We start from the raw sequence: 25,185 nt of genomic DNA on the forward strand, positions 1-25,185 counted from the left end.
AAATGATTTTTTATTCGACAAACAGAGCATCGTTATTAAAAATGAGGAGTTTCTGGGGCTCGACCTCTTCATATTATTCACATGAAAGCATAGGTGAGCCGAAAATCGATTATTCTGAAATTCAATAGAAACTATTAAATAGATGGAGTATAATAACAAGTATTCGTGATTATAAGTCAAGATTAAAGTTGTATACTTCACTATTAAATTGAAAATTCTTAAGTTTTTTGGGCTATCTAAATTATGAAAAAAGGGGATAATTAATGATGAAACGATTAGAAAAGGGAGATACAATCGGTATATTCACACCATCTTCACCCGCAACTGTTACTGCGTTGCAACGGTTTGAACGTGCAAAAGCATTTTTAGAATCAAAAGGGTTTGTTATTGTAGAAGGTAAATTGACAGGACAGTCTGATGTTTATCGTTCCGGTTCACCTAAAGCACGCGCAGATGAACTAAATGAGCTATTAAGAGATCCGAATATAAAGATGATTATGTCCACAATTGGTGGCACGAACTCAAATAGCATGCTGCCATATATTGATTATGAAGCATTTAAGCAAAATCCAAAGCTAGTCGTTGGGTATTCTGATGCAACGGCTGTTTTACTCGCCCTTTATGCAAAAACAGGTATCTCAACATATTATGGACCTGCTTTAATACCTTCGTTCGGTGAATTTGAACCACTAGTAAATGATACTTATCAATATTTCGAACAATATTTTATGAAAGAGACAGAGCTACCTTATGAAGTGCCAATGTCTCCATTTTGGTCTGATGAGCCTGTGAACTGGTTAGAAAAAACGACAGAGAAAACGCTTTTTAATAATAAGTGGGTGACTGGACAAAGTGGTGTTGCAGAAGGACGATTAATAGGTGGCAATGTGAATTCGATGTATGGATTTATTGGCTCTTCTTATTTCCCTACAATTAAACAAGGCGATATTTTATTAATTGAGGATTGTATGAAAAATGCCTCAATTGTTGAGAAGAATTTTGCAATGCTAAAAGTGCAAGGTTTTTTTGATAAAGTTGCTGGTATTATTTTAGGTAAACATGAACAGTATGATGATTTAGGTACTGGCAAGCAGCCATTGGACTTACTGATAGAGCAATTAGATGGGATGGATATTCCCATTTTAGCTGAGTTCGATACGTGCCACACCCATCCAATGCATCCATTAGCTATTGGCAAACAAGTGAAGTTAGATACAGGTTCCAAAAAAGTATTTTGCACGGAAAAATGGTTGTGAAATTTTCAGTATCTAAAACTTTTGTTTAACAGAAATAGAAATAATTTTTGACGATAAGCAATAACAACAAATTGATTATTGAAATGTTGAATTATGTAATTTGTTGTTTATTGCACCAAATGGGCAGGTTAGTGGAAAAAAGTAAAAATGCTCAATAGTAAAAGGGCAAGATAGATCTGATGAAACAGGATAAACAAATAGATAGGTCGAGCAAGCTATTCGCATTTTTATATAGCGTTTTCATAGCAACACCTTTCTATAGCATATTAGGCATTGCTTCTTACCTGGAAGAGGAAAAGTTGAAGTTACCAAAAATGAGAATACTTTTGATATTGAAATTTCCAGCAATGCTATCCTTGTAAAAGAATTGATGTAACAATTTAAAACAGCGGAAAATAAATATGGACGGGGGATTAAAGACACTATTTCTCTTTTTTCACCAATGACTATATACTAGTTTGGTGTTTTAAAAGTAGGACATTAAGTGGCGTCATTATACTATCCTATGAATCTTTTGGTACTTATTATTGCCATCTATTAGACTATGTGGTATATTTTTTGATGGTTATAGGCAAACTTATTGAAAAATAGGGACGCAAAGCTACAGGTCTAAAGTAATTATTACTATGACGGCTGAGCTGCTCAAGAAATGCTAGATAATAGTCTAGTTTTTTTATTTGCCTATTTCATTGTGAAATGGGCTTTTTTTATGTGTAAAGAAAGATACAAAAATTGAAGAGGAGGAAATAATTATTATGAGTTTTTTTAAAAACATGTCATTAAAGTATAAACTTTTACTTACAGTTTCTATTATTGTTTTAGCACTTTTTTCTGTTCTAACGACACAAAGTATTTCTCAATTGAACGGCCAGTTAGAAAATGACCTAGAACAAGAGTTAAAAAGTGTTGGCTTATTGACAGCCATGAACCTAGATTCCAAAGATATAGATGGTCTATTGAAAGTTCAAGGGGAAGACGATCCTGAATTTTTGAAAATGCAAAGTACCTTGGATGGCATAAGGGAAGAACAGGGAATCATGTTTTGGAGTTATATATGGGAGATGGAGGATAATGGCGTCACTCCTATCGGCTATACTGAAAATTTGAATGAAGCGTATGAAGCGGGGGAATTGTTTACTGATCTTGCTCCTGTTCATGTAGATACTGCTAAGCTCGCAATTAAAAATGATCAATCAGAGGTAACAACTATTTTTGAGGACTCATTCGGATCATGGCGAACAGTTTTCAGCCCTCTTAAAGATGAAAGCGGAAATACAATTGCAGTGTTAGGAATTGATTACTCTGCGGATTATATTGATACCATCATTAAAAAAAGTGTTACAAAACAGATTATTATTGCAGTAATCGGAATTTTAATCTTATTAGTATTGCTGTATTTTACAATTGATCGGCTTTTATTACCACTTAAAAAAGTGGTCATTGTTGCAGACCAAGTGGCAAATGGAGAATTGAACGATGTTGATCTTCAGATTACAAATGATGAAGTTGGACAACTTTCACAATCGATAAAAACAATGGTTTCAAAATTGCAACATGTCATATTAAACATTAGAAATACATCTGATCACGTTGCATCATCAGCCAATCAGCTAACTATGAATGCGACAGAATCGTATATTAGTTCAACAAACGTTTCAAAAGAAATGAAGAATATCGCTCAAAATGCTGAAACTTCTTTGGTGATGACTGAAGAAACAGCTGCTGCGATGGAAGAAACAGCGGGGGGAATACAACAAATCGCTGATTCAGCCAATACGGCTTCTGAATCGTCTCTGACGGCCTCAATTGCTGCTGAACAAGGAAATAAGGTTGTCCAACAGGTGATTGATCAAATGCAATTAATTAATACATCTGTAGAACAAATAGAGAAAACTATTAATGGTTTACATGCTAATTCTAATAAGATTAGCGACATTGTGAACATTATTACTGCTATAGCAGAGCAAACAAATTTGTTAGCACTAAACGCTGCTATTGAAGCAGCCAGAGCTGGTGAGCATGGTAAAGGATTTGCTGTCGTTGCAGATGAAGTAAGGCGTTTAGCTGAACAATCATCTCAGTCGGCTAAAGAGATTTTCCAACTAATTCATATGATTCAAACGGATTCTAATGCCTCTGTAACCGTGATGGAAAAAGGAAAAGAAGACGTAAGAGTGGGAATGGATTATACGAATGAAGTAGGCGAGATATTTAAAAGGATTGTACAATCTGCAGATGAAGTCGCAGATCAAATCCGGGAAATTTCTGCTGCATCTCAAGAAATTTCTGCATCCTCTGAAGAAGTAGTCGCATCCGTTAATAATATTAAGAAAACATCTCAACAATCTACCGAGTTTTCATTGAATGTCTCACAAGCTACACAAGAACAATTGGTGTCGATGCAAGAAGTGAAAGAAGCATCTGCTTCATTAGGCCAAACTGCGGAGAAGCTGCAGTCCCTAATTACAAACTTTAAATTGGAGAGTGAAGATTAATGGATTTAAAGCTTACCGGTAAAAATGTTCTCATTACAGGCTCTAGTATGGGGATAGGCAAGGCAATTGCTTTAGCTTTTGCTGAACAGGGAGCAAATATTCTAATAAACTATATTGGCAGCGATCAAGAGGCGGAAACAGTTCGTCTACAAGCGAAGGACCATGGCGTGAATGCACTAAAATATTGTGCGGATGTATCTGACTCTAAACAAGTGCAGGATATGTTTCAGTATATGGACAACCAGCTAGGAGCAATTGATATTCTTGTCAACAATGCCGGGTTTGCACAGAATGCTCCTATTACAGATTTAACTGATGAGCAGTGGGACAAAATGATAAAGGTTCATCTTTACGGAAACTTTTATAATTGCCGAGAAGCGGCGAAAAGAATGAAGGAAAAAAATAAAGGTAAAATTATTAACATCTCTTCAGATATAGGAAGTCTAGGGTGTGAAGAATTTACCCATTATTCAGCGGCAAAAGGCGGTATTAATGCTTTTACCAAAGCTTTGGCAAGAGAGTTGGCACCGAATATATTGGTCAACGCTGTAGCGCCTAGTGGAACACATACTGGCATCCTCGAAGCGTTCGGTGAAAACTATATCGCGGAAGAGTCAGCGAAATATCCACTAAAGCGCTTGGCACAACCTGAGGAAATCGCCAAAACTGTGTTATTTTTAGCATCAGAAAATGCGGATTTTTATACAGGTCAAATACTAACTCCAAACGGTGGAGTAGTTATGAACGGATAAAAGATAGATGAGGAGCACTTGAATTGATGAATATCGTCGTATTTTGTGTATATTTAGTTTTTATTTATTACATTGGCTATAAAGGATATAAGCGCGTCAAAACTGCCGAAGATTTAATTGTGGCGGGCTGGAGTATGCCGTTATCTGTTGTAACTGGGAGTTTAATTGCCGCGTTATTAGCAGCTCCATTCTTTTTTGCTGCTGTCGGCTCAGGTTATACAAGTGGAGGCTTTGAAGGGTCCGCAACAATGGGCGGCCTAGGTACATGTATGATTTTAGGGGCATTAATCTGGACTAAGCCCCTAAGAAGATTAAGAGGATGGACACTAGCGGACTACTACGGATTGAGATATGGTAGTAAAAGATTAGGAGCATACACGGGAATCGTGATGGCGGTAGCATTTGGTATTTTCAATGCCGCGGCTCTCACTGTTGGGGGTACTTATATTATCCAACAACTTTTCCAAATCGATTTCCTTCCAGCCGCACTATTATTTGTTTCGTTAACGGCACTCTACTCCGTTATTGGAGGCTTATGGGCTGTCGCTTACACTGAAATTGTTCAAGGGGCACTAGCGGTAGCGGGAATCCTCGGGATAACTATATTTGTTTTATTCTATTATCCCGATGTTACATTTAACCCTGATTGGTGGAATGTAAATGAATTATTTAGTAGAGGTGGAGTTGAATTCTGGACACTCTATTTAGTTTTAGCTCTTGGTGATATTCCCGCAGTGGATTTAGGTCAGCGTGTTGCAGCGGCAAAAAGTCCGCGTGTCGCACAGCTGAGTATGATTATTGCAGGTTCAGTAATCATCGCTATTAGTTGGATACCTGGAATGTTAGGGGAAGCATTTAAATCTATTTATCCGAACAGTTCCAATCCGGAAACATTGATGCTTGTTTTTGCACAAGGTTATTTCCCACCTATTTTATCTGCTATCTTTTTAACAGCGATGGCGGCGATGGGTATGTCAACTGTTGCGGCATGTTATGTAGCAACCTCAGGAATTGTTACTAAAAATATTTATTTAGATTTTATTAATAAGAATCCTGATCCGAAAAAACTATTGTTTTTTTCAAGAATGGTGATTCTTGCAAGTGCATTGTTAGGTTTAATCCTGGCGCTAAGTGCTCAAAAAGTTATTGATTTAGCCTATTTAGCATGGGATGTTGTATTTGTTACATTGTTCTGGCCAATCGTTTTAGGCCCATTTTGGAAGCGGGTAAGTACTCCGGCTGTATGGGCAAGTATATCTGTTGGACTCGTATATTATATTATTACGTCACTTACTCACGTTCCTGGGCCGAAAATTCAATCGGATGGGTTTTTGGGCTTGTTGGGCGAATTGTGGCTAACGCCTGTTTTCTCAGGTGTGATTTTTTCTGGAGTGACAATTATTGTAATAAGTCTATTAATCCCACCTACCCAACACGTTCTTGACATGCATGAAATTGAAAAAAATAAAGAACTTGATCACGTTGGAAGTAAAGAAGAACTAGAAATATTGAATACTTCAAAACAACCAAATATCTGAGTTGGTAACAGGACATGCTTAATTGTGTGTCCTGTTTTTTTGAATTCTATCTACCATATCTGATTAATTTATCAAACATAAATATTTTTCTAATAGTAATATTGGATTACAAAAACTTCATATCGTAGCTAGAGGTCTAAAGAATGAAAGCGATCCGCAACGAAAGTCAAGTCCTCCAAAAATAAGTTACGTAAGTTTGGACGTCGTCTAACTGCAAGTGGATGGTAGGCGACCGCTGTTTGGAATCCACGTATATCGTGCCAACTACTCCGCATTGACTTCACTTCGGCTTCAGGATTTTGAAAAAAAGACTGAACGGCTACATTTCCTAAACAAAGAATGAGAGTAGGCTTTTTTTCTGTAAGCTGCTGTTCTAAATGCCTCATACAAATTTGACGTACTAATTCTTTGTCGTATGCTCGAACGGGCTTCCTTTTTAGTATAAAAGTGACATACAGATCATCTATTTTCAAGCCAGCTTCATTTGCAACTTCTTGTAGCGTTTGCCGCGTTCCACAAACAAATGACTCGGCTTCACGATCTTCACGTGCTCCGGGATTGTCAAGAATAATCATAATCGGGGCCGCTGGATTACCTTCACCCCATACCATCCGTGTCCCTTGTTCATAAAGGCCGCATTCCTGGCAATTTACAAGGTGATCAGGGGTTGGCTCCTCCAATAACATTTTTGGACAGAAGACAGGCATTATTTTCAGCTCACTTTGACGTTTATTTGCAAAAAAAAAAGAGGAAGCGCCTGTAACAGAAGAACGCAGCCTTAGTACAACACAACCTGTGGCAACATTCTAGGCCAATTTGCAGATTATCCCCAGGGAAGCTTTATAATTTCCAGTGCAATAAGGAGAGCTTTCCACTAACCAATGGATTTCAATCAGAGTCACAGCATATAGGTTAAATGTGGTAGAATTGTTATAATATTTCGATGTTTATTATTTTTATGTGAATGGGGTGTGGGGATGGAGTTTAGACGTTATCAAGATGTGCAAAAATTTGCATTGAAAGCTGAACCTGTTTTAGGTAAAAGGGAAGATGTATACAGTCTTTTTTTCGGTGTATTGCAGGCAATTAAAGCTGGCCGATACGAGAAGCCGTTTATGGCGACGATTGAAGAGGAGGGGCAGGTGCTAGCCTTATTTCAAATGACCTATCCACATCCGTTAAACCTAATTTTTACGGATGAAAGCCGTTTGGAAGAATGTATGGATTTGTTAATAAGAAACCTATTGGAACTTAAAATTGAAATTAGTTCCATCATAGGTTTAAAACCGTGGGCATTCCTCTTCAGTAAGAAATGGGAAGTGAAAACAAGTGTGTATCCTCAATTGATGATGGACCAGGGATTGTATCGATTAGATAATATAGATGAAACACTTGAACACAGTCCAGGCTCTTGGCGTTTGGCAAATACGGATGATTGTTCACTCATTGAGATGTGGTTCAACTTGTTTGAGGAAGATGCAGGACTTCCGCTAACAGCAGTGGAAGATGTGAAAAGTCGAGTTGCATCATTTGTAGCCGAACAGGAAGTATTTTTGTGGGAGGATAATGGCAAAGTAGTTTCCATGATGAAAAAAGCCCGACCGACAAATCATGGCGTAACTGTCTCCCTTGTATTTACACCAAAGGAAGAGCGAAAGAAAGGCTACGCGCGGACGATGGTAGCAGCTGGAACAAAGGAACTTCTAAAAAAATATGATTTTTGTGTGCTTTACACTGATTTGATGAATCCGACAGCAAATAAAATCTACCAAGAGATCGGCTACAAGAGAATTGCAGATTCTATACAGATTGGATTTAGCTTGAAATGAAAAAGGTGTGATCTTTATAGGAAATCTGAATCACATAGTTGATCGAAATTTATATGAAAATATCTGATATGGGAAAAATTAATTCCGAAACTAGAAGATAAATATGACACAAACAATCACAATAACTAGCTGGAAAGTACAGAGAAGAAGGCGTGGCTGGATCCATCATGTGATAAGTCCAAATGATATTCGCTCTTTTCAATGTTTCTAACGAACTAAGAATATTTCATGTCAAAAAAGCCAAGAATAGAAAACTCCTGGCTTTTTTGATATGAAATTCAAATTAAATTATTTTATCGTGAAAAAATATCGAGTTTTTCAATTCGTGCAACTGCTTCTTTTAAACGGTCTTCACTTTCCAATAAGCCAACACGTATATATCCTTCACCATACCTTCCAAAAGCATGGCCCGGTGCTACGGCAATGTCTGCTTTGTCTAATAGTAACTTGGTGAATGATTCGCTTGTATATCCTTCTGGTACAGGTAACCAAGCGAAGAAAGATGCAGCGGGCGCGATGACATCCCAACCGATTCGTTTACATTCGGAAATTAAGACATTCCGGCGGCTTTCGTAAAGTGAAACGAGCTCATCCACACAATCCTGGCTTCCCGATAATGCCTCTGTTGCTGCGCGCTGAATTGCTGGGAATATATCTATGAATAAATGATCCTGCAATAAGCTGATTGCTTCGATAATATCGGCATTACCGATGGCAAAACCGACCCGCCATCCCGCCATATTATACGTTTTTGACAATGTGTACATTTCAATTCCAACTTCTTTTGCACCTTCTGCTTGCAGGAAACTGACAGGTTTCGCACCGTCAAAACCGATTCCACCATAGGCAAAGTCATGCAAAATTGCAATATCATTGTCTTTTGCCAAAGCAATCGTTTCTTCGAAAAATGGAAGTGTGGCTGTTGCGCTTGTTGGGTTATTTGGATAGTTCAAATACATTAATTTTGCTTGCTTCTTTTGTTCATCGGAAAGAGCAGAGTAATCAGGTAAAAAATCGTTTTCTGCAAGTAATGGCATTAAATCGTATTTAATATTGGCTAAGCTTACACTCGATAAATAATCGGGATATCCCGGATCCGGCAATAAAAGTAATTCATCTTCGTTCATAATCGCGAGGGGTAACTCGACCAATCCAGGTTTTGTTCCAAATAGAATCGCTACCTCTGTTTTAGGATCAATATGAACATCGTATTCTCGTTTATAAAAGTCAGCAACAGCCTGTTTTAATTCGGCAGTCCCTCTGAAAGGGGAGTATCCATGTGTTGTTGGATCTTCGACTGCTTCTTGGAGTGCTTTTATAATATGTGGAGGTGTCGGTTGATCGGGATTTCCACGCCCCAAGTTAATAACGTCGCGTCCTTCAGAAAGTGCTTCTTGTACGTTTCGAACAAGTGATGCGAAAAAGTGCGGTGGTAGGTTCTTGAGTCGATTTGATAGTGCCATGTAATAACCTCTCTTCTATGTAATCCAATCTTTAGTGTAAAAGAGTAAGATAGTATAAGTTTTTCACTTGGAGCAGTATCTAGACTCCAGCGCTTGTCGGGTCTACCAAGGCGCTTGCGCTTTTCTTATTGTCTAGCTCCAGGAGCCAGCCGCTCGGAGGCCCACAGGAAGTGGGTCACCTAGCCATTGCCGCAGGACGCGGCGTACTTAGGCTAGGTTCCTTGAAAGCAATCCAGCTATGTGGCAAAGAGCGCCACGTCGTGCCTGCAAGGATGCAGGTATGCAGTCGTTGCGACAGGACGTCGCGCTCTTAGACTGCCTTCCCCTGGATCGACTTATGCCTGTCGCGTCTAGACGGCGCCTTCCGCTTTTCTTATTGTCAGTATACATGGAATGAAATGAAAATGATAATAAATTGTTATATATCAGAACATATTATGTTGACAATCTTATTGAGACATACTAATATGAAACTTATCAATCAAAATAATTACATAATGGTACTTATCAAGAGAGACTGAGGGATAGGCCCGATGACGTCCAGCAACCCCTTGCGTAATGTAAGGAAGGTGCTAACTCCTACAGAGTGAATTTCATTCTGAAAGATGAGCTGAAACCTTTTTATTTTCGGTGCTTCTTTCATATATGAGAGAAGCATTTTTATATGGTCAGACATCTGAGATTTCGTACTTCTATTTATAGAAAGAGGAGAATTGCATGATTCAAATTCAAAACGTATCAAAAGTATACAAAACAAAAGAGAGAATCGTGACTGGTGTTGATAATGTCTCACTCGACATTAACACAGGAGAAATTTTCGGAATCGTAGGTTACTCAGGTGCAGGGAAGAGTTCTCTTATCCGTTGTCTAAATTTGTTGGAAAAACCAACGAGCGGAACGATCTTAGTAGATGGATTAAATTTGATGAAGTTACGGGGGAATAATCTCCGTCAGGCACGTCTGAAAATAGGAATGATTTTTCAACACTTTTATTTAATCAGCCAAAAGACAGTATATGAAAATATAGCATTTGCTTTACGGGCAGCCAAAACGCCTGCCAATAAAATAAACGCTCGGGTAACGGACTTACTAGAAATGGTTGGCCTCTCGGATAAACGGGATGTTTATCCTGCGCAGCTGAGTGGTGGCCAGAAGCAGCGGGTAGGTATTGCCCGAGCACTAGCGAATAATCCTTCAGTGTTACTGTGTGATGAAGCAACATCTGCATTAGATCCAAATACGACGCTATCTATTTTAAGGCTGTTGAAGAAAATAAATAAAGAATTACAGATTACAATCGTTCTAATAACACACGAGATGAATGTCGTGAAAGAAATTTGTGATCGCATGGCAATTATGCAAGATGGAAAAGTGATTGAAGAAGGACAAGTATATGATATATTTTCAGATCCTCAAGAAGAATTGACGAAAGAATTTATTAGTAGTGTTGTGTCATTTGATGTGCCGTCAATAATTTTGAGCAAGTGCACGGGCAAACTGGTCAAAGTCATGTTTAAAGGTGATGTCGCAGGCGATGGAATTATCTCAGATACTGTGCAGCAATTTACTATACAAGGTAATTTCCTACACGGCTCCATTGAATATATTCAAGAAAGGCCACTCGGTACTTTCCTGATGGAACTAAAAGGCGAGGATGACGAAATAGAAAAGGCAATTGCCTATATGTCATCACGAGCTGCTCAAGTGGAGGTAATTGACAATGGGAATTGATTTACAACACGTTATAGAGTTAATGCCTGATATTACAAAAGCATTTGGGGAAACACTTTATATGATAAGTATTTCTCTCGTTATCGCACTTGTTATTGGGCTTCCGCTAGGGATTTTGCTGTTCACTACCGATAAAGGCTTATTTTTAGAAAATCGGGCATTGAACTCAGTTATTGGCTTTATCGTCAATATGGTCCGTTCTGTGCCGTTTATTATTTTACTCGTCGCGTTAATCCCTTTAACGATTTTAATAGTAGGTACTCCGATTGGCCCTGGGGCTGCTAGTGTTTCATTATCTGCGGCAGCAATCCCTTTTTTCGCAAGAATTGTGGAGACTTCACTAAGAGAGATTGATAAAGGTGTTATCGAAGCTGCAATCGCTGTTGGTGCAACTCCGTGGATGATTATCAAAGATGTACTATTGCCTGAAGCAAAAACAAGTATTATTCAAGGCGTGACACTTACAGTAATTAGTTTAGTCGCCTATTCAGCAATGGCTGGTGTTGTTGGTGGTGGCGGAATCGGGGATTTAGCAATTCGATTCGGCTACTATCGTTACGACAATACAATAATGGTAGTGACCGTGGTGATATTAATACTATTTGTACAAGTAATTCAGTTTGCAGGAGATCGGATTTCAAAAGTAATTGATAAACGATGATGGGGAGAGAGAAAATTATGAAAAAGTTTCTATTAGTTGTATTAGTACTTGTAGTTGGAACCGCACTAGCTGCTTGTGGTGGCAAAGAAAAAGCTTCGGATGACAAATCTGTGAAAATTGGTGCAACCGCTGGACCATATAGTGATATGTTGAAAAAGGCGATTATTCCTGGACTTGAAGAAAAGGGATATAAAGTTGAACTAATTGAGTTTAGTGATTATATTCAGCCGAACAATGCACTGGCAAGTGGCGATATTGATGCAAACCTGTTCCAAAACACGACTTATTTAGAAAATGTCGTTAAAGAAACGGAAGCTGAATTATCACCACTTATTATCGTACCAACAGCTCCAATGGGCATTTATTCGAATAAATTCAAGACAATTGAAGCTATTGAGGATGGAGCAAAAGTTACCATTCCAAACGATCCTGTTAATGGAGCCCGCGCCCTTTTAGTGTTACAGGATGAAGGTCTAATTGAATTAGATCCAAATGCAGAAGTGCTAAAAGTATCTGAAAAAGATGTAACAATGAATAAGAAGAACTTGGTGTTTCAGCCAATCGAAGCGGGTCAGCTTCCACGTTCAGTTGACGGTACTGATTTAGCGGCAGTTCCTGGAAACTTTGCCTTGGCTGCAAGTATGAATTTATTAGATGCGCTAGCACTAGAGGACATGCTTGATATATACAGAAACGTAGTTGCTGTAAAAACGGAAAACATTGATAAGCAATTTGCTAAAGATATTATTGAAATAGTAGAATCAGCAGAATTTGAAAAAGTAATTGATTCAGATTTTGAAGGCTTTGGTAAACCAGAGTGGATGAAGTAAAATCTAATTAACAACGTCAAAAAGCTGACGAGACCATTACGGTTTCGTCAGCTTTTTTGTTCTTCCTGCCTAGGAAATTATAAAATCTTGTACAGTGGATAACCTGCGAAAGCTGATATTTCACGTCTAGACTCAAGCGCCTCTGAACAGGCATTTGCGCTTTTGTTTTATTGTGAAACGTTAGCCGTTTCGTTTGCCTCAATTTCTTCCGTCAACACAACTAGCTGATCAATCAAATCACCGATATAAGCGATTGTGTCACGCAATGGTTTTTCTGTTGTAATATCGACACCTGCCATTTTTGACAGTTCAGCAGGGGATTTTGTACCACCAGCTTTCAATACTTCGAGCCATTCATCGACAGCAGGCTGACCTTCTTCAAGGACACGTTTAGATACTTGAGTGGAGATTGTGAGTCCAGCACTGTATGTGTATGGATACAAGCCCATGTAGTAGTGTGGCTGACGCATCCATGTAAGTTCCGCGCCTTCATTAATCTCCACATCATCTCCCCAGAACTCTTCAAGCACGCCGCGTTTCAAGTTGTTCAATACACCGGCGTTGACACTTCCGCCTGCGTCAATGCGTTCATAGACTTTTCGTTGGTAGGCAGCTTCTAGTAAGTGCGTTACAAAGTTATGGTAGTACGTGCGTGCAACGATTGATGAAATAACCCAACGCTTGAATTTCGGATCATTTGAGTTTTCTAATAGGTGGTTAGCCACGAGCATTTCATTCATCGTCGAAGGTGCTTCGATGAAATATAGTGATGGGCGTGCATTGAATACGTTTTGCTCTCGATTTGCATTGTAGAAATGACCCGCATGCCCTAATTCATGAGCTAAGACGAATACATCATTCATACTACCTGTCCATGAAATAAGGATATATGGATGGTTGCCATAAGGGCTGGAACAGAATGCTCCTGTTGATTTACCTTTGTTTTGAGCGAAATCAATCCATCGTTCTTTGTATGAACGATCCACCATCTCCATGTAATCAGTACCCATTATAGCAAGGGCATCATCAATATATTTCTTCGATTCATCTACGGTGATTTTTGGTTCGTATGTTGGATCAAGCGAGATTTTCAAGTCGGCAAACGTCATTTTATCAAGTCCATGGACTTTTTGCAGAAGTTTCGCGTACTTCCGCATGTGAGGTGCAAGTTCTTTTGTGATTAAATCAATTTGACGGTCATACATGGACTTATCGACTTCTTGGGTGAACAATAAGTAATCGAAAATCGAATTATACCCTCTTAGGTCAGCTGTTGTTTTTTCCGTTTGTAAATGCATGTCATATGTTTTTGCAGTTGTATGTTGATAGTCTTTTAACTTAGCTGAGAATGCATCGAATGCAGCACGGCGTTTGGCGGTATCCGTTTCGCCCTCCCAGTCACCTTCGAAGGACACATAGCTTAACGGATAACTTTTCCCGTCGACTTCGAAATCATCAAATGCCATATCCACCATTTTTGTCGTGTTATACAAGCCATATGGCCCGGCGAATGTGGAAGAGAAGGCAGCTAAAGTTTTCTCAACTTCAGGATGCAATTGGTACTCTTTTTTGCGAATCAATTTCTCCAAGTAATTTTTAAAATCACCTGACTGTTTCATTGCATCTTCCAAAACATCAATGGGTAATTCAGAAAGTTGACTGTTGACAAATGATAGTTTGCTGTTTATTTTTGCGGCAGTGGAACCAAACTTGCTTGAGCGCATTTGTGCTTCGTCATCCGTTTGGTCTGTACTTGATGACAAACTCGTATACGTGCCAACAGGAACCACTTTTTCATAAACAGCCGCAAAGCCTTCCAATGCCTCTATTACTGATTTAGCATCTCTAATGTTGCCATTGAATTTTTCGGCAAATGCATCGACTTCTTTTACCAATTCAATTATCGCAGCATCATATTCCTCTTCTGTTTTGAAAAGGTCTTGCAGATTCCATGTTTCTTCTGTCTTTACTTCTGAACGCAGCGGCATACTCTTTACCAATCTAATCTCTCCCTTTTATTACGGATGTCGAACTAAATAATAGTATATAGTAGAATAGGGTAAAAGTAAAAAAACAAATCCCTTTTTTGACAACTTTCAGATAGTATGTGTTATTTTTGCTTTTTTGAAAGACGTTCGATTTCATCTGTTAGGATAAAAGCAAGATCATCATTGCCGAAAAGTTGTAGGACATCCAGCATTGTTTCGTTATCAATGTCGATTTCTTCTTCAAATTTAGCTTCCTCAACTATTTTCTTCATTGTCTCATTTTCTTGTTGGTCTGGGTGTGCACGGCTATATAACTCATGCGGGTTCACTTCATTATTAGCACACCATTGTACAAACAACCGAATCATTAGCTGCTCATCTTGTTGATATTTTTGAATGACTTGTTCATCGATGCTTTTAAATTCCATGTTAGTTAGCTCCTTTTAAGTACAGTTCTTATAAGTATATACGAAGTGTGAAACTTCAATGGGATATAGACGTAAGTATAAATACGAATCAGTGAATTATTTATGAATATCAGTCTATATATGTTGAAATAATGAAAGAACTAATTATCAATGGTATTGTGTTACTTATCTCAGGGTGGCTGGCGGAGCAATTTCTGAATATAAAAAAGAAGACAAATACTATGGACGATTGCTCCAAAAGTTATCAATTTTCCGGGTTGATCCACTTAAATATACGCATAAGAAAAGCGCTGGAGTCTAAACAATGGTCTAAGTGAAAGACTTGTACTTTCTTGTTTTTAAAAAAGGACAAGAATAGATGACTATCTTGCCCCAGGCATTGGATAGGTTAAATTTTATTACTGATGAAAAACTGAACAATCCAATCTACGTCTAGTGGACCGTCAACGACTTCGTAATAGAGCGAAGAGTTTTGGATAATTAGATCTTCATTTACAATAATGCTAAAGTTGTCTCCATTATTATCTGTTAAATTAATAATGAACTGATTGATATTATCAATCTTGTTGATTTTTTCGGGTTTTAATTTTCGGACATGGTAATCTTGAAGGAATTCAAGTAAGCCTTCAATTTCAGATTCATCATTAATATTCCAAATCTTTGGGGCGGCACCTGAAAGTGATGGCTCCGAAAAAGTCATTACACTAAAATGGGAATCCGGAGTGCCAAGAACCTTCGCAACCTCTTTCTTATCATAGCCCAGGAAAACTTGGATCATCGCATATGTGCCCATGATCATAATCGCAATCAATAATACTGCCCTTATTTTCATTTACTATTCCTCCTGTAATTCATTTCTTTAGTATACGCGGATGAAGATGTTGGGGATCAAGCTTGTACCTTAGTAATCTATGCAGAATTATACAGAGAAATTTATAGAAAGGGGACATAATCAAATGTTTTTGAAAAAAATAACACTTCTTCAAAAAGAGTCGCAATCAAAGGAGGAGTATCCATTTTCTATTCCTTCAATTCAATCGCTAACGGAATTGGATTTAACGAATAGTGTTACATTTTTTGTGGGGGAAAATGGTTCAGGGAAATCGACACTGCTAGAGGGGATTGCGGATTTATGCGGGTTTAATGCGGCAGGTGGAGGGAGGAATAATACATATGAAGTAGATGCGTCTGAAAGTGCATTAAGTGATTATCTTCGCTTGTCATGGATGCCGAAAGTGACGAACGGATTCTTTTTACGGGCTGAATCTTTTTATCATTTTGCTTCCCATATCGATGGGTTAGGCCCTGCCGCTCTTAATAGCTATGGAGGGAAATCATTGCATGAACAGTCCCATGGTGAATCATTTCTGTCATTATTTTTAAATCGATTCAATGGAAAGGCGATTTACTTACTCGATGAGCCGGAAGCTGCATTGTCACCGCAAAGGCAGCTGTCGTTTCTACGTATTATGCATGATCTTGTCCAGGAAGAAAATTGTCAGTTCATCATTGCAACACATTCGCCTATAATTTTAGGCTATCCCGATGCGACAATTTTGAGTTTTGATGATGGAGATATAAAGGAAACTGAATATGAAATGACAGAGCATTATCAGATTACAAAATATTTCCTTGATCATCGAGAAAAGTTTCTAAAAGATATTTTAGAGGATTAATGGATTGTCAGAATGTTATAATGACTATGTTGGAAAGTGGAATGGGGGAAAAGTGATATGACTAACGAAGTAGTACACGCAATTCAAGATGACTATCCGGATGATTTCGCTTGGTGTTTCGGTTGTGGGCGCTTAAATGAAGATGGTTATCATTTCCGAACGGGCTGGCAAGGGGAAGAGTCGGTAACGTATTATGAACCATCATCGAAGCATATTGCAATTCCAGGATTTGTTTATGGAGGGTTGATTGCATCGTTTGTTGATTGTCATGGGACGGGATCGGCTGCACTTACACTGCACCGGAAAAACGGGCATGAGCCAGGCAGTGGAGAAGAACCTCCGCGTTTCGTCACAGCGTCATTGAACGTGAATTATATGAAACCAACTAAGCAAGGAACATTGTTAAAAGCGGTGGGGAAGGTGGAAGAAATTCATCCGAAGAAATTTAAGGTGTCTGTTGAAGTATTTGCAGACGACACAGTTGTAGCAACAGGGGAAGTTGTTGCTGTTGTCATGCCAGCAACATTTGCTGCTAACTAATGGAATAGCGAAATGTGGAGAGCTGATTGCCGCGTGCAGTCAGCTTTTTGGATTTGAAAAATAGAAAGTCATTGTCAAATATATGTGTGGTGGGGAATCAAATTATACCATCAAAGAAGAACTTGAATTCTCATCCCATAAAACAGTTAGAAATGAAATGGAGATTTTTAAGTTGCGCAAGAGCAGCTTTGAAAGTGAAAATATCTAATCATATATAGGACGGCACAACGATTAAATTCGTTGTGTCGCTCTTTGCTTTTCTTATTGTCATGTTGGCACAACGAAATAACATTATGATGAGCACTATTTTAGTGTTCATTTTTTGTGCTTTTTCAGATTGCATTTAATACTTTCCATAGTATGGTGGCATATTGCCTTTATCACGGGTAGCAGTTGAACTTCCTCGTTCAACTTTATAAGAAAAAGTCCACGAACCCTTTACAGTTCCTTTTCTCCAATTTTCCGTAAAGGTAACTGTATAAATTTCATCTCCAATTTCTATTGCACTGGTTTCTCTTTTAACTTCATAACCATCAATGGTACCTTCCCATGCACTAATTTCTTTAGGGAAATAGTCTATTGTGGTACCTTCACCAGAAGTTGCAAATGTAACCGCATCTTCTATTGTAAAGGGAGGCATAGGTGGAGAAGTAAATTGAAAATATCCCCAAATTATTAAAAGCGAAGCTAAAGGAATAAGAAAAAATAGTTTAACACTCTTGTTCTTTGTATTTCTTTTGTATAACCACTTGTCGATAACTGCATATAGAATTGCAGCCAACATACCATAAAATGCAAGTGATATTTCTTGAAAAAATAGTCCGTTTGCTAATCCAAAAACACCAAGAATTAATACATATAACCAATCTTGTCGCGGGAACCATTTTCTTTGCAAATGCTCTATTCCAATAGATACCAAGTTTCCGTAAATCAGAATAATAACTCCTATATACATTGAGAAAATGAAGAACCAAGCGATAAATTGATTTCCTTGATTATATATAATTTCGGAACTACCACCAATATTGAAAAAACCAAACGGTGCCGAAAAAATAGTTGTGGCAACAAACGTTGTGATTAATTTTCTGACAATTACACTCCTTATTCCAGTTTGCATATTCGTGCCCAACCTCACTTCTTTTTGATAATTTTACCATAAAATCATACTTAGCCCCACCCATCCCTTTTTAACAGTGATTTCATGAACAGTGGCAGGTATTACATTGCCGCGGTTTTATTTTTCCCACCACTTGAAAAAATGAAGTAGATATTTATTTGGATTTTCACTGTATTTGCTGAAAATGATGCCACTCGGTAAGTTGAAATTGCAAACAATACTTTAGTGACAATAAAATAAGACCTATTCATTAATACGAATAGGTCTGCGGTTTCGATTGTTATTTACTTGTTTTGTCTCCCGAAAGAGAACCCGTTATTAAAACGTCATATTCCAGTAACCGTTACCCCTACATCCAGCGGTTCTAGTGCTTTTGTTTGATCAATAAATATAAAAGCATCATATCGATTTCCGATTTGAGATGGTACATAGTTACCAAATTTCTCGTATTCAGGATTGTAGACGACCCCAATCGCTCGATGGCCAATCCAACCGGTGAAATAGTGTCGGTTATCTTCATTGAAAACGAATAGTTTATTGAAAGCGCCAGACTTGTGTACTAAATCTTCCCATGAATGTTGACGAGCGGGAGGGACTTCTATTAGCTCGAAAGGTACTCCCCATTGTTCAGCTGCGATGACGGTGCCCCGATGCGTTCCGAATCCTACTGCATAGACATCTTCTTTCATAAATTGTTCTCGCAGTAATTGACCGACGTTGAGCATTCCGTCCTCCTGCATTGTTGTTGCACGGGCGTCTCCAATATGCGTATTATGTTCCCAAACGATGATCTTTGCATTTTCTCCATAATGATTCATTACTTCATTTATCGCTTCAACCATATGTTCATCGCGAATATTCCAGGAAAGTGCGTTGTCTTGGAGCATGGCACGGTAATATTTTTCGGCGTTTTTAGTCACGAGTGCATTCACTTTTAAATTTAAAGTGGTTTCCTGATCGTCTTTATAGTGTTTATTGTGCGAGCGAATGGACGATAATAAATCACTCACTTCGTCAATGCAAACTTGTGAAAAGTGAGCTGTGGAAATTGCATAATGGTCTGGCATGCCGTTGAAAGGTTCGAAGCAGGAAAAAGCTTTTTTAGCTAGTTCAAGATCGGCACCCGCGGGATTGGATTCTGTTAAGTAACGGATAATTTCCTCCATCGATTCCCAAAGACTATACATATCGATTCCGTAAAATCCGATTTTTTGATCGGGAATCCTTTTGTCATTATGAATTTTCAACCAGTCGACAAACTCCGCAATCTCTTCATTAGCCCACATCCACGTCGGCCATCTGCCGAAAGCTTTCAATACTTCTTGTGCATCATCTTTACTTTCGTTATATCCTTTTATATAGCGATTAACATGCTGAGCGGATGGCCAATCACCTTCGACCGCAATGGCTGAAAACCCTTTCTGTTCAATTAGCATTTTGGACAGCTTAGCCCGGACTGTGTAGAATTCTGATGTCCCATGGCTTGCTTCTCCTAATAAGACGATTTTTGCATCACCTATGGCTTCGATTATTGTTGAAAGATCCGCATCAGATTGAAACGGGAGTGCATAATTTTTAACGGCTTCCTCAAGTGTGAACTTCAATTGGATAACCCCATTTCCTGCAATGTATTATGGAAGTATACCCAACTATTCACATCGTAGCCTATGATAGTTAAACAAAATGAATTGAAATTGTATGACAGACAATTGCAATAATGTACAATTGAATTAATTACATGACAAAGGGGCGATTGAAATGCTAGAGGGAGTTATTATTGTTGGGCTTGTGATGAGTGTGCCAATCATTGCAATTATTACGGATCATCAAAGAAGAATCGTGAAAATTAAAGGGGAATTCATGAGGGGTGAGATCGAACTAGAAAAACTAAAACAGCAAAACTTTATCATGGAAACTGAAAAGATGAAAATCGAATTGGAACAAATGAAACTGGATTATACATCTGGAAAAAATGAAATTATGAAAATATAAAGGAGGGGGAGTGAATGAGTATGAGCGACGATAAATTAAACCCACCATACAACGATCTAATCGGCGATATTTTAAAAGAATATACAAAAAAAGGCGGCATGGATAATTTAGCGGGCCATGGGAAACCGTTATCACAAGAGTACTTTTCGGGTGATACGTTCCAGCATTTTCAGCGAATCGCTAAAGATGCCGGATATAAACCACATTGGTTAAATCTACAGCATGAAATTCGCGATGAATTAATCGCAATTACAGCTATTCAACGTGCAGATGCTGCAGCAGAGTTGGAATTGCGGATAGAAAAATTAAATGAGAAAATAGCTGAATACAATAAATCTTGCCCACCCCCTATGCAGAAGGGATCAGTGTCGCTTAGTAATATTGAAGCTGCGATTGATCGGTGGAAATGAAGCAATAAGAAAAGGGGAGTGACAGTGAATCGTAATTATAAGTTCATTTTTCTCGTCGCTTGTTGTACTTTATTAATGTCGGGATGTTCTCAATTCACACAAAAAAATAAGGACAAAGAAACAGATGTAACAAACTCACCGATTACAGAATCTCCCAAAAAGGAGGAGATTGTTTTATCAAAGGTAGAAGAAACGATTGACCAAATGACATTGGAAGAAAAGGTCGGGCAATTACTAGTGATTGGCGTGGAAGGTACCTCGTTTTCCAGTGAGATGGATAACCTCATCCGTAATTATCATGTTGGTGGGGTTATTATTATGGGAAGAAATGTAGCGACAACAAATGAAATACTACAGCTGATTAATGGAATTAAAAAAGCAAATGAACATAATAAAATCCCTCTATTCCTATCTGTCGATGAAGAAGGAGGACGTGTTTCCAGACTGCCCGTCGGTATCCCTAAACTGCCCACAAGTGCGCAAATTGGTAAACTCAATGATGAATCGGTTAGTTACCGCTCAGGCACCTATTTAGCTGGAGTGCTTAACGAATTCGGTTATAACATGAACTTTGCACCTGTACTGGATGTTAATAGTAACCTAAGCAATCCAGTGATCGGGGATCGCTCTTTCGGATCGGATCCCTATCAAGTCGCTAAGCTAGGCATATCGACGATGCGTGGAATGATGGACAATGGCATTATTCCTGTCGTAAAACATTTCCCAGGGCACGGCGATACAGTTGTTGATTCACATAAGGTGTTACCGAAAGTAGAGACAACTTTGGAGTCACTTCGTAACGTGGAACTAGTTCCATTTAAAAAGGCAATTGAAGAAGGTGCCGATGCTGTAATGGTCGCTCATATTTTATTTCCAGCACTTGACCCTGATTATCCATCCTCAATGTCTAAAGCTATTATCACGGGATTACTTCGCAACGAAATGAAATTTGAAGGTGTCATCATAACGGATGATCTGACGATGGGGGCGATTGCGAATGACTATACAATCCCAGAAGCGGCAGTTCAGTCCTTCATCGCGGGAAGTGATCAGCTACTTGTAGTTCGCGATTATGAAGTTCAACTAAATACTTTGAATGCGTTCATTAAGGCTATTGAAACAGGGGAAATCACAGAAGAGCGGCTTAATGAGAGTGTAAAGCGGATTTTAACGCTAAAAGAAAAATATAGTGTGTCAGATGAAGTGCATGAAAAAGTGGATATGGATAAAATCAATGAATTGTACGACAAGCTTCAGCTGAAATAAATGAATTTTCTCTCCCGATTATTCGTATAATAAAATACTTGAAAAAGATTGGGAGGGTTATTATATGGAGAATAAAGGATTAAAAGTGTTAATTCATGCCAGTGCTTTCTTTATGCCATTTTTGGTACCGTTTATCATTTATCTAGTTATTGATGATTTAGAGGTCAAAAGGATGGCGATACAAGCAATCTTATTCCAACTGGTCATGGGAGCATTGATTGTTGTTTCTACGATACTTATTATTGTAATTATCGGGGTTCCATTGCTAATTGGATTTGGTTTAATGTGGTTGATTGTGCCGATCATAGCAATTGTAAAAGCACTGAATGACGAAAAGTACAATTATCCGATTGTAGGTAGATGGATTTAATTATGTTATCAATAAACAAATCATTAAGTGTAGTATGAAAAAAATCCATACTAAATGTCCTCTAAAGTAGAATCTGCTTTAGTGGTATTTTTTAACATAATCCTATGTTACGATGCCGCTGTGGATTAAAAATAAAGCCGCGATGTTTATAAAAAAGATGCGACGTTTTACCCCTTTAGATGTTTATCTAAAGGGGTGTTTCATTGAAAAGGACTTACTTATTGAAGTAGTTGAGTGTAAACTGAATTTATAGAAATAATTGGAATGATATTTTGGTTTGGAAATTGTAAAGGTATATTTTTTGTCGTGATGCAAGACTACGTGTTTGGCAAGCTAGAACGAGATTGCTTGACCAGGTGCTAGATGTAATCAAGTATGGCAAATTCTCTGTAACGGGATTTACTTATGATGATTTGTAAATGAAGATATTTAAACTATCGGGTGCTAGTTTAGTTAAAGATCAAAGGGTTCCTAGGCAGCTCTTTTTTCTTCTAGAACAAACGGAGCAGTCTAGTTTAATCAGGAACTTTTAAGTCTTTGGTTATGATAGTTTAATGCTCAAACGAAAAGAGCTGAATAAAAGTCACTGACTTTAAAATTGCATGTAAACATGTGTGCAAACACATTGAATTTAGTGAAGTCTTTATGGGGGTATTAAATTATGACGAATAATGAAATTACTTCGGAAGCCAGAAGACTGGTCGATAGAATTAAGATGAAATATCCCGATTTTGTTGGTAAAACAGTATGCGAAAGTGACATAGCAAAATTAGAAAAAGAATTGAAGATAAAGTTACCAAATTGGTATATCGAACTTTATACAACCGTTCCTTTAATTGATACGGAGTTTGGGGTCCAAGAAGATGAGCCAGATGAGGATTATGACGGAATTTCTTATATGATATGTGGTGGTGTTGACGACATAATTGAAGAAAGCACTGAATTTGAACCTGGAATATCTGCGTTAAAAGATGGATACGTTTTTCTAGCTATTTGCTCGCACGGTAGCGGCGACCCTATATATGTCAAACTAAACTCAGACGAGACAAGAGTTTATCGTATATATCACGATGATCTCACTAAAGCTCAACTAGTAGAAAACCTTGCATCTTTGTTTAAAAATGCAATAGTCTAACGAATTCGATACCTGCTCAACAATTCAACGAAACCTTATTCACCTAACGGATTGTCTTGAACAAGAACAAGTTTTATAGGCTAGGTTTGACACAGCTATTGCTTTTCATCTTCACCTAAGGGGGCAGCTTAGATAAATAAAGTTGTAGAATAAATCATTAAAAATAAATATTAAAAGAGGGATATTATGAACCACTACCAAATTGTAAAAGAAGTAATTAATGATTGGGACCCGATGAACTTTTTAAGTTTCTCATCTGAGGATGAATATGATCCAGAAATAAGTCGCATTGTATCGCTATTACCAACTGCATCTGTTGAAAAATTAGCTGTAGTGATACATGAGGTCTTTGATGAAATGTTTTCGAGGAGTAGAAGTAGAATACCTTCAATTAAGAATTGTTATCCAAGTGCCTTAAAAATTTGGAACAAAATTTATAATAATAAATTTCCAAATGTTAATCAGAAGCAATATTATTAAACTAACGGATGCTTTACTTCAAGAAGGAGTAAAGCCTTTTTTCTTCTTGATCTAACGGGGCAGGATAGTTGAAGAATAAATTGAATAGAATTTTAATTTTTTTTTAGAACCCCTTTAAATATTATCTTAAATCAAGGAGGAGGCGTCGATCCAAAAATGTGATGGACGTCTTGTTTGCCTGGTTAGAATTGTAATTCAATTAGTATCTTCAAAAAAGATACTTTTAAAAATTAAAGTAATCTACAATCATTTGTAAGATTAATAGAACTGTTACTAATCTAAGAAGTGGTTTTACATGTTCCGTTTTTAATTTATGAGCTAATCTTACTCCGAACTGTGCACCAATAATGGATCCAAGCATTAATGCTATGGTAAGTGGCCAGAAAATTTTACCCGTTGATATGTAAGTGATGGCAGAACCAAAGCAACTTGCAAAAACCCCAACTCTTGCTAAGCCAATTGCTCGGATATAGGCAATTTTTTGGCTTGCATATAAATACATCGCAAGTGTACTGCTTCCTGGCCCAAACATTCCGTCATACATTCCTATACCAATTAGTGCAGTTCCTGATTTTTTATTTGCATGAAACTGTTCAGTTCCATCAAAATTACCTGTATTCATGAAGGAAGTTACAAATGCAAAGCTTAATAAAATGATTGCAATAATCGTTAGGGTACTTCCGCTTAAAAAGGAAGCAATGAGTCCACCTAAAATACCTCCTCCAAGACAAAACATTAGGACTAATAATGCTTCTTTCGAGGAAACTTCTTTTCTCTTTAATATGACAAGAAAGCTTGAGAGTGAACTGACAGTATTGGAAACCTTGTTTGCACCGATTGCTGAATGCACGGGTAACCCCATAAGTAACATAGTGGGTAAGCTAATCAGTCCCCCTCCTCCAACCAATGTACCGACAACATTACCTATAATTCCAATCATAAAAAAGATGACAAATTCCATTGAAGAACCTACTTTCAAAATCACACCATAGATTCAGTTTACCACGTCTAATCTTTGATATGAATTCTAAATGAAACAACTTTTTATTTAATTTATTAGCAAATCAAAATTCGATGAATGGAACGATAAGGTAGAAGAATTTTTTCGATATTGTGTTTTTTATTCAACTAAAGGTTTACGGTTTTTTTAATAACAATCTTCAACAATAGGGAGCTTTTCTGAAATGAAAAGGGCGTCTTTCTTCATGAAAGGGCCATTTAATTGAAC

General features: G+C 37.8%; 25 protein-coding genes and 2 riboswitches. Of the genes, 16 read left to right on the top strand and 9 right to left on the bottom strand.

Annotated features, from left to right (window positions below):
- The first annotated feature begins 266 nt into the window (after positions 1-266).
- The 4 genes from ACP8HG_RS01640 to ACP8HG_RS01655 all read left to right on the top strand — a co-directional run bounded on the left by ACP8HG_RS01640 (position 267) and on the right by ACP8HG_RS01655 (position 6,041).
- Positions 267-1,256: a S66 family peptidase gene (locus ACP8HG_RS01640; RefSeq protein ID WP_438298618.1), complete on the top strand. Its 990-nt coding sequence runs from the start codon at positions 267-269 to the stop codon at positions 1,254-1,256.
- Positions 1,257-1,816: 560 nt separating this feature from the next.
- A riboswitch (cyclic di-GMP riboswitch) is annotated at positions 1,817-1,902 on the top strand.
- A gap of 109 nt (positions 1,903-2,011) precedes the next feature.
- On the top strand, positions 2,012-3,751 hold the full coding sequence (locus ACP8HG_RS01645) for a methyl-accepting chemotaxis protein (RefSeq protein WP_438298100.1): 1,740 nt from the start codon (positions 2,012-2,014) through the stop codon (positions 3,749-3,751).
- Positions 3,751-4,503: an SDR family NAD(P)-dependent oxidoreductase gene (locus ACP8HG_RS01650; protein WP_438298101.1), complete on the top strand. Its 753-nt coding sequence runs from the start codon at positions 3,751-3,753 to the stop codon at positions 4,501-4,503. Before ACP8HG_RS01645 ends, ACP8HG_RS01650 begins: the two co-directional genes overlap by 1 nt.
- A 26-nt stretch (positions 4,504-4,529) precedes the next feature.
- Positions 4,530-6,041, top strand: coding sequence for a sodium:solute symporter family protein (locus ACP8HG_RS01655; protein WP_255428679.1), 1,512 nt, complete (start codon positions 4,530-4,532; stop codon positions 6,039-6,041).
- A gap of 128 nt (positions 6,042-6,169) precedes the next feature.
- On the opposite strand, the gene ACP8HG_RS01660 is transcribed toward ACP8HG_RS01655, so the two are convergent.
- Positions 6,170-6,652 carry a uracil-DNA glycosylase gene (locus ACP8HG_RS01660; protein ID WP_438298102.1) on the bottom strand — a complete coding sequence of 161 codons (483 nt, stop codon included), beginning with the start codon at positions 6,650-6,652 and terminating at the stop codon, positions 6,170-6,172.
- Positions 6,653-7,018: 366 nt separating this feature from the next.
- Between ACP8HG_RS01660 and ACP8HG_RS01665 the strand changes: the two genes are divergently transcribed.
- Positions 7,019-7,870, top strand: a complete 852-nt coding sequence (locus tag ACP8HG_RS01665; RefSeq protein WP_187047184.1) for a GNAT family N-acetyltransferase — start codon at positions 7,019-7,021, stop codon at positions 7,868-7,870.
- 293 nt (positions 7,871-8,163) lie between these two features.
- Here ACP8HG_RS01665 and ACP8HG_RS01670 read toward each other — a convergent pair whose 3' ends face one another.
- Positions 8,164-9,333: a pyridoxal phosphate-dependent aminotransferase gene (locus tag ACP8HG_RS01670; RefSeq protein ID WP_187047185.1), complete on the bottom strand. Its 1,170-nt coding sequence runs from the start codon at positions 9,331-9,333 to the stop codon at positions 8,164-8,166.
- Positions 9,334-9,834: 501 nt separating this feature from the next.
- Positions 9,835-9,945, top strand: a riboswitch (SAM riboswitch).
- A gap of 105 nt (positions 9,946-10,050) precedes the next feature.
- On the opposite strand from ACP8HG_RS01670, the gene ACP8HG_RS01675 reads away from it, so the two are divergent.
- The 3 genes from ACP8HG_RS01675 to ACP8HG_RS01685 are packed head-to-tail and all read left to right on the top strand — an operon-like array spanning position 10,051 to position 12,555.
- The gene (locus tag ACP8HG_RS01675; RefSeq protein ID WP_438298103.1) at positions 10,051-11,064 is read left to right on the top strand and encodes a methionine ABC transporter ATP-binding protein; all 1,014 of its coding nucleotides are present in this window, start codon (positions 10,051-10,053) and stop codon (positions 11,062-11,064) included.
- The gene (locus ACP8HG_RS01680) at positions 11,054-11,725 is read left to right on the top strand and encodes a methionine ABC transporter permease (protein WP_067207239.1); all 672 of its coding nucleotides are present in this window, start codon (positions 11,054-11,056) and stop codon (positions 11,723-11,725) included. Before ACP8HG_RS01675 ends, ACP8HG_RS01680 begins: the two co-directional genes overlap by 11 nt.
- A 17-nt stretch (positions 11,726-11,742) precedes the next feature.
- Positions 11,743-12,555 (top strand): MetQ/NlpA family ABC transporter substrate-binding protein, encoded by an 813-nt coding sequence (locus tag ACP8HG_RS01685; protein WP_067213880.1) that lies wholly within the window; start codon positions 11,743-11,745, stop codon positions 12,553-12,555.
- A 167-nt stretch (positions 12,556-12,722) separates the two neighbouring features.
- Here the strand turns inward: ACP8HG_RS01685 and pepF are convergent, their stop codons facing one another.
- The 3 genes from pepF to ACP8HG_RS01700 form a co-directional block, all read right to left on the bottom strand.
- On the bottom strand, positions 12,723-14,555 hold the full coding sequence (pepF, locus tag ACP8HG_RS01690) for an oligoendopeptidase F (protein WP_187047187.1): 1,833 nt from the start codon (positions 14,553-14,555) through the stop codon (positions 12,723-12,725).
- A gap of 110 nt (positions 14,556-14,665) precedes the next feature.
- Positions 14,666-14,971: a hypothetical protein gene (locus ACP8HG_RS01695; RefSeq protein WP_438298104.1), complete on the bottom strand. Its 306-nt coding sequence runs from the start codon at positions 14,969-14,971 to the stop codon at positions 14,666-14,668.
- Positions 14,972-15,359: 388 nt separating this feature from the next.
- Positions 15,360-15,803 carry a hypothetical protein gene (locus ACP8HG_RS01700; RefSeq protein ID WP_438298105.1) on the bottom strand — a complete coding sequence of 148 codons (444 nt, stop codon included), beginning with the start codon at positions 15,801-15,803 and terminating at the stop codon, positions 15,360-15,362.
- A gap of 124 nt (positions 15,804-15,927) precedes the next feature.
- Between ACP8HG_RS01700 and ACP8HG_RS01705 the strand changes: the two genes are divergently transcribed.
- On the top strand, positions 15,928-16,647 hold the full coding sequence (locus ACP8HG_RS01705; protein WP_438298106.1) for an AAA family ATPase: 720 nt from the start codon (positions 15,928-15,930) through the stop codon (positions 16,645-16,647).
- A 57-nt stretch (positions 16,648-16,704) separates the two neighbouring features.
- Positions 16,705-17,187, top strand: coding sequence for a PaaI family thioesterase (locus tag ACP8HG_RS01710; protein ID WP_438298107.1), 483 nt, complete (start codon positions 16,705-16,707; stop codon positions 17,185-17,187).
- A gap of 343 nt (positions 17,188-17,530) precedes the next feature.
- Here the strand turns inward: ACP8HG_RS01710 and ACP8HG_RS01715 are convergent, their stop codons facing one another.
- The 3 genes from ACP8HG_RS01715 to ACP8HG_RS01725 form a co-directional block, all read right to left on the bottom strand.
- On the bottom strand, positions 17,531-18,304 hold the full coding sequence (locus ACP8HG_RS01715) for a hypothetical protein (protein ID WP_438298108.1): 774 nt from the start codon (positions 18,302-18,304) through the stop codon (positions 17,531-17,533).
- A gap of 101 nt (positions 18,305-18,405) precedes the next feature.
- Positions 18,406-18,555 carry a hypothetical protein gene (locus ACP8HG_RS01720; protein WP_438298109.1) on the bottom strand — a complete coding sequence of 50 codons (150 nt, stop codon included), beginning with the start codon at positions 18,553-18,555 and terminating at the stop codon, positions 18,406-18,408.
- Between the two features lie 75 nt (positions 18,556-18,630).
- The gene (locus ACP8HG_RS01725) at positions 18,631-19,908 is read right to left on the bottom strand and encodes an erythromycin esterase family protein (protein ID WP_438298110.1); all 1,278 of its coding nucleotides are present in this window, start codon (positions 19,906-19,908) and stop codon (positions 18,631-18,633) included.
- Between the two features lie 154 nt (positions 19,909-20,062).
- Here ACP8HG_RS01725 and ACP8HG_RS01730 point away from each other — a divergent pair, with 154 nt between their 5' ends.
- From ACP8HG_RS01730 to ACP8HG_RS01755, 6 genes are all read left to right on the top strand, one after another.
- The gene (locus ACP8HG_RS01730) at positions 20,063-20,296 is read left to right on the top strand and encodes a hypothetical protein (protein WP_067207275.1); all 234 of its coding nucleotides are present in this window, start codon (positions 20,063-20,065) and stop codon (positions 20,294-20,296) included.
- Between the two features lie 14 nt (positions 20,297-20,310).
- Entirely contained in the window at positions 20,311-20,706 is a 396-nt protein-coding gene (locus ACP8HG_RS01735) for a DnaJ family domain-containing protein (protein ID WP_438298111.1), read from the top strand.
- A gap of 24 nt (positions 20,707-20,730) precedes the next feature.
- Complete coding sequence (nagZ, locus tag ACP8HG_RS01740; RefSeq protein WP_342537845.1) at positions 20,731-21,972, top strand: beta-N-acetylhexosaminidase; 1,242 nt, start codon at positions 20,731-20,733, stop codon at positions 21,970-21,972.
- Positions 21,973-22,036: 64 nt separating this feature from the next.
- Positions 22,037-22,342, top strand: a complete 306-nt coding sequence (locus ACP8HG_RS01745) for a DUF4870 domain-containing protein (RefSeq protein ID WP_438298112.1) — start codon at positions 22,037-22,039, stop codon at positions 22,340-22,342.
- A 661-nt stretch (positions 22,343-23,003) separates the two neighbouring features.
- The gene (locus ACP8HG_RS01750) at positions 23,004-23,477 is read left to right on the top strand and encodes an SMI1/KNR4 family protein (RefSeq protein ID WP_438298113.1); all 474 of its coding nucleotides are present in this window, start codon (positions 23,004-23,006) and stop codon (positions 23,475-23,477) included.
- Positions 23,478-23,663: 186 nt separating this feature from the next.
- Positions 23,664-23,957 (top strand): hypothetical protein, encoded by a 294-nt coding sequence (locus tag ACP8HG_RS01755; protein WP_340741757.1) that lies wholly within the window; start codon positions 23,664-23,666, stop codon positions 23,955-23,957.
- A 223-nt stretch (positions 23,958-24,180) separates the two neighbouring features.
- On the opposite strand, the gene ACP8HG_RS01760 is transcribed toward ACP8HG_RS01755, so the two are convergent.
- The gene (locus ACP8HG_RS01760; RefSeq protein ID WP_187047204.1) at positions 24,181-24,918 is read right to left on the bottom strand and encodes a sulfite exporter TauE/SafE family protein; all 738 of its coding nucleotides are present in this window, start codon (positions 24,916-24,918) and stop codon (positions 24,181-24,183) included.
- Between the last annotated feature and the right edge of the window lie 267 nt (positions 24,919-25,185).

This window comes from Sporosarcina sp. FA15 (genome assembly GCF_051550195.1).
Taxonomy (GTDB): Bacteria; Bacillota; Bacilli; order Bacillales_A; family Planococcaceae; genus Sporosarcina; species Sporosarcina psychrophila.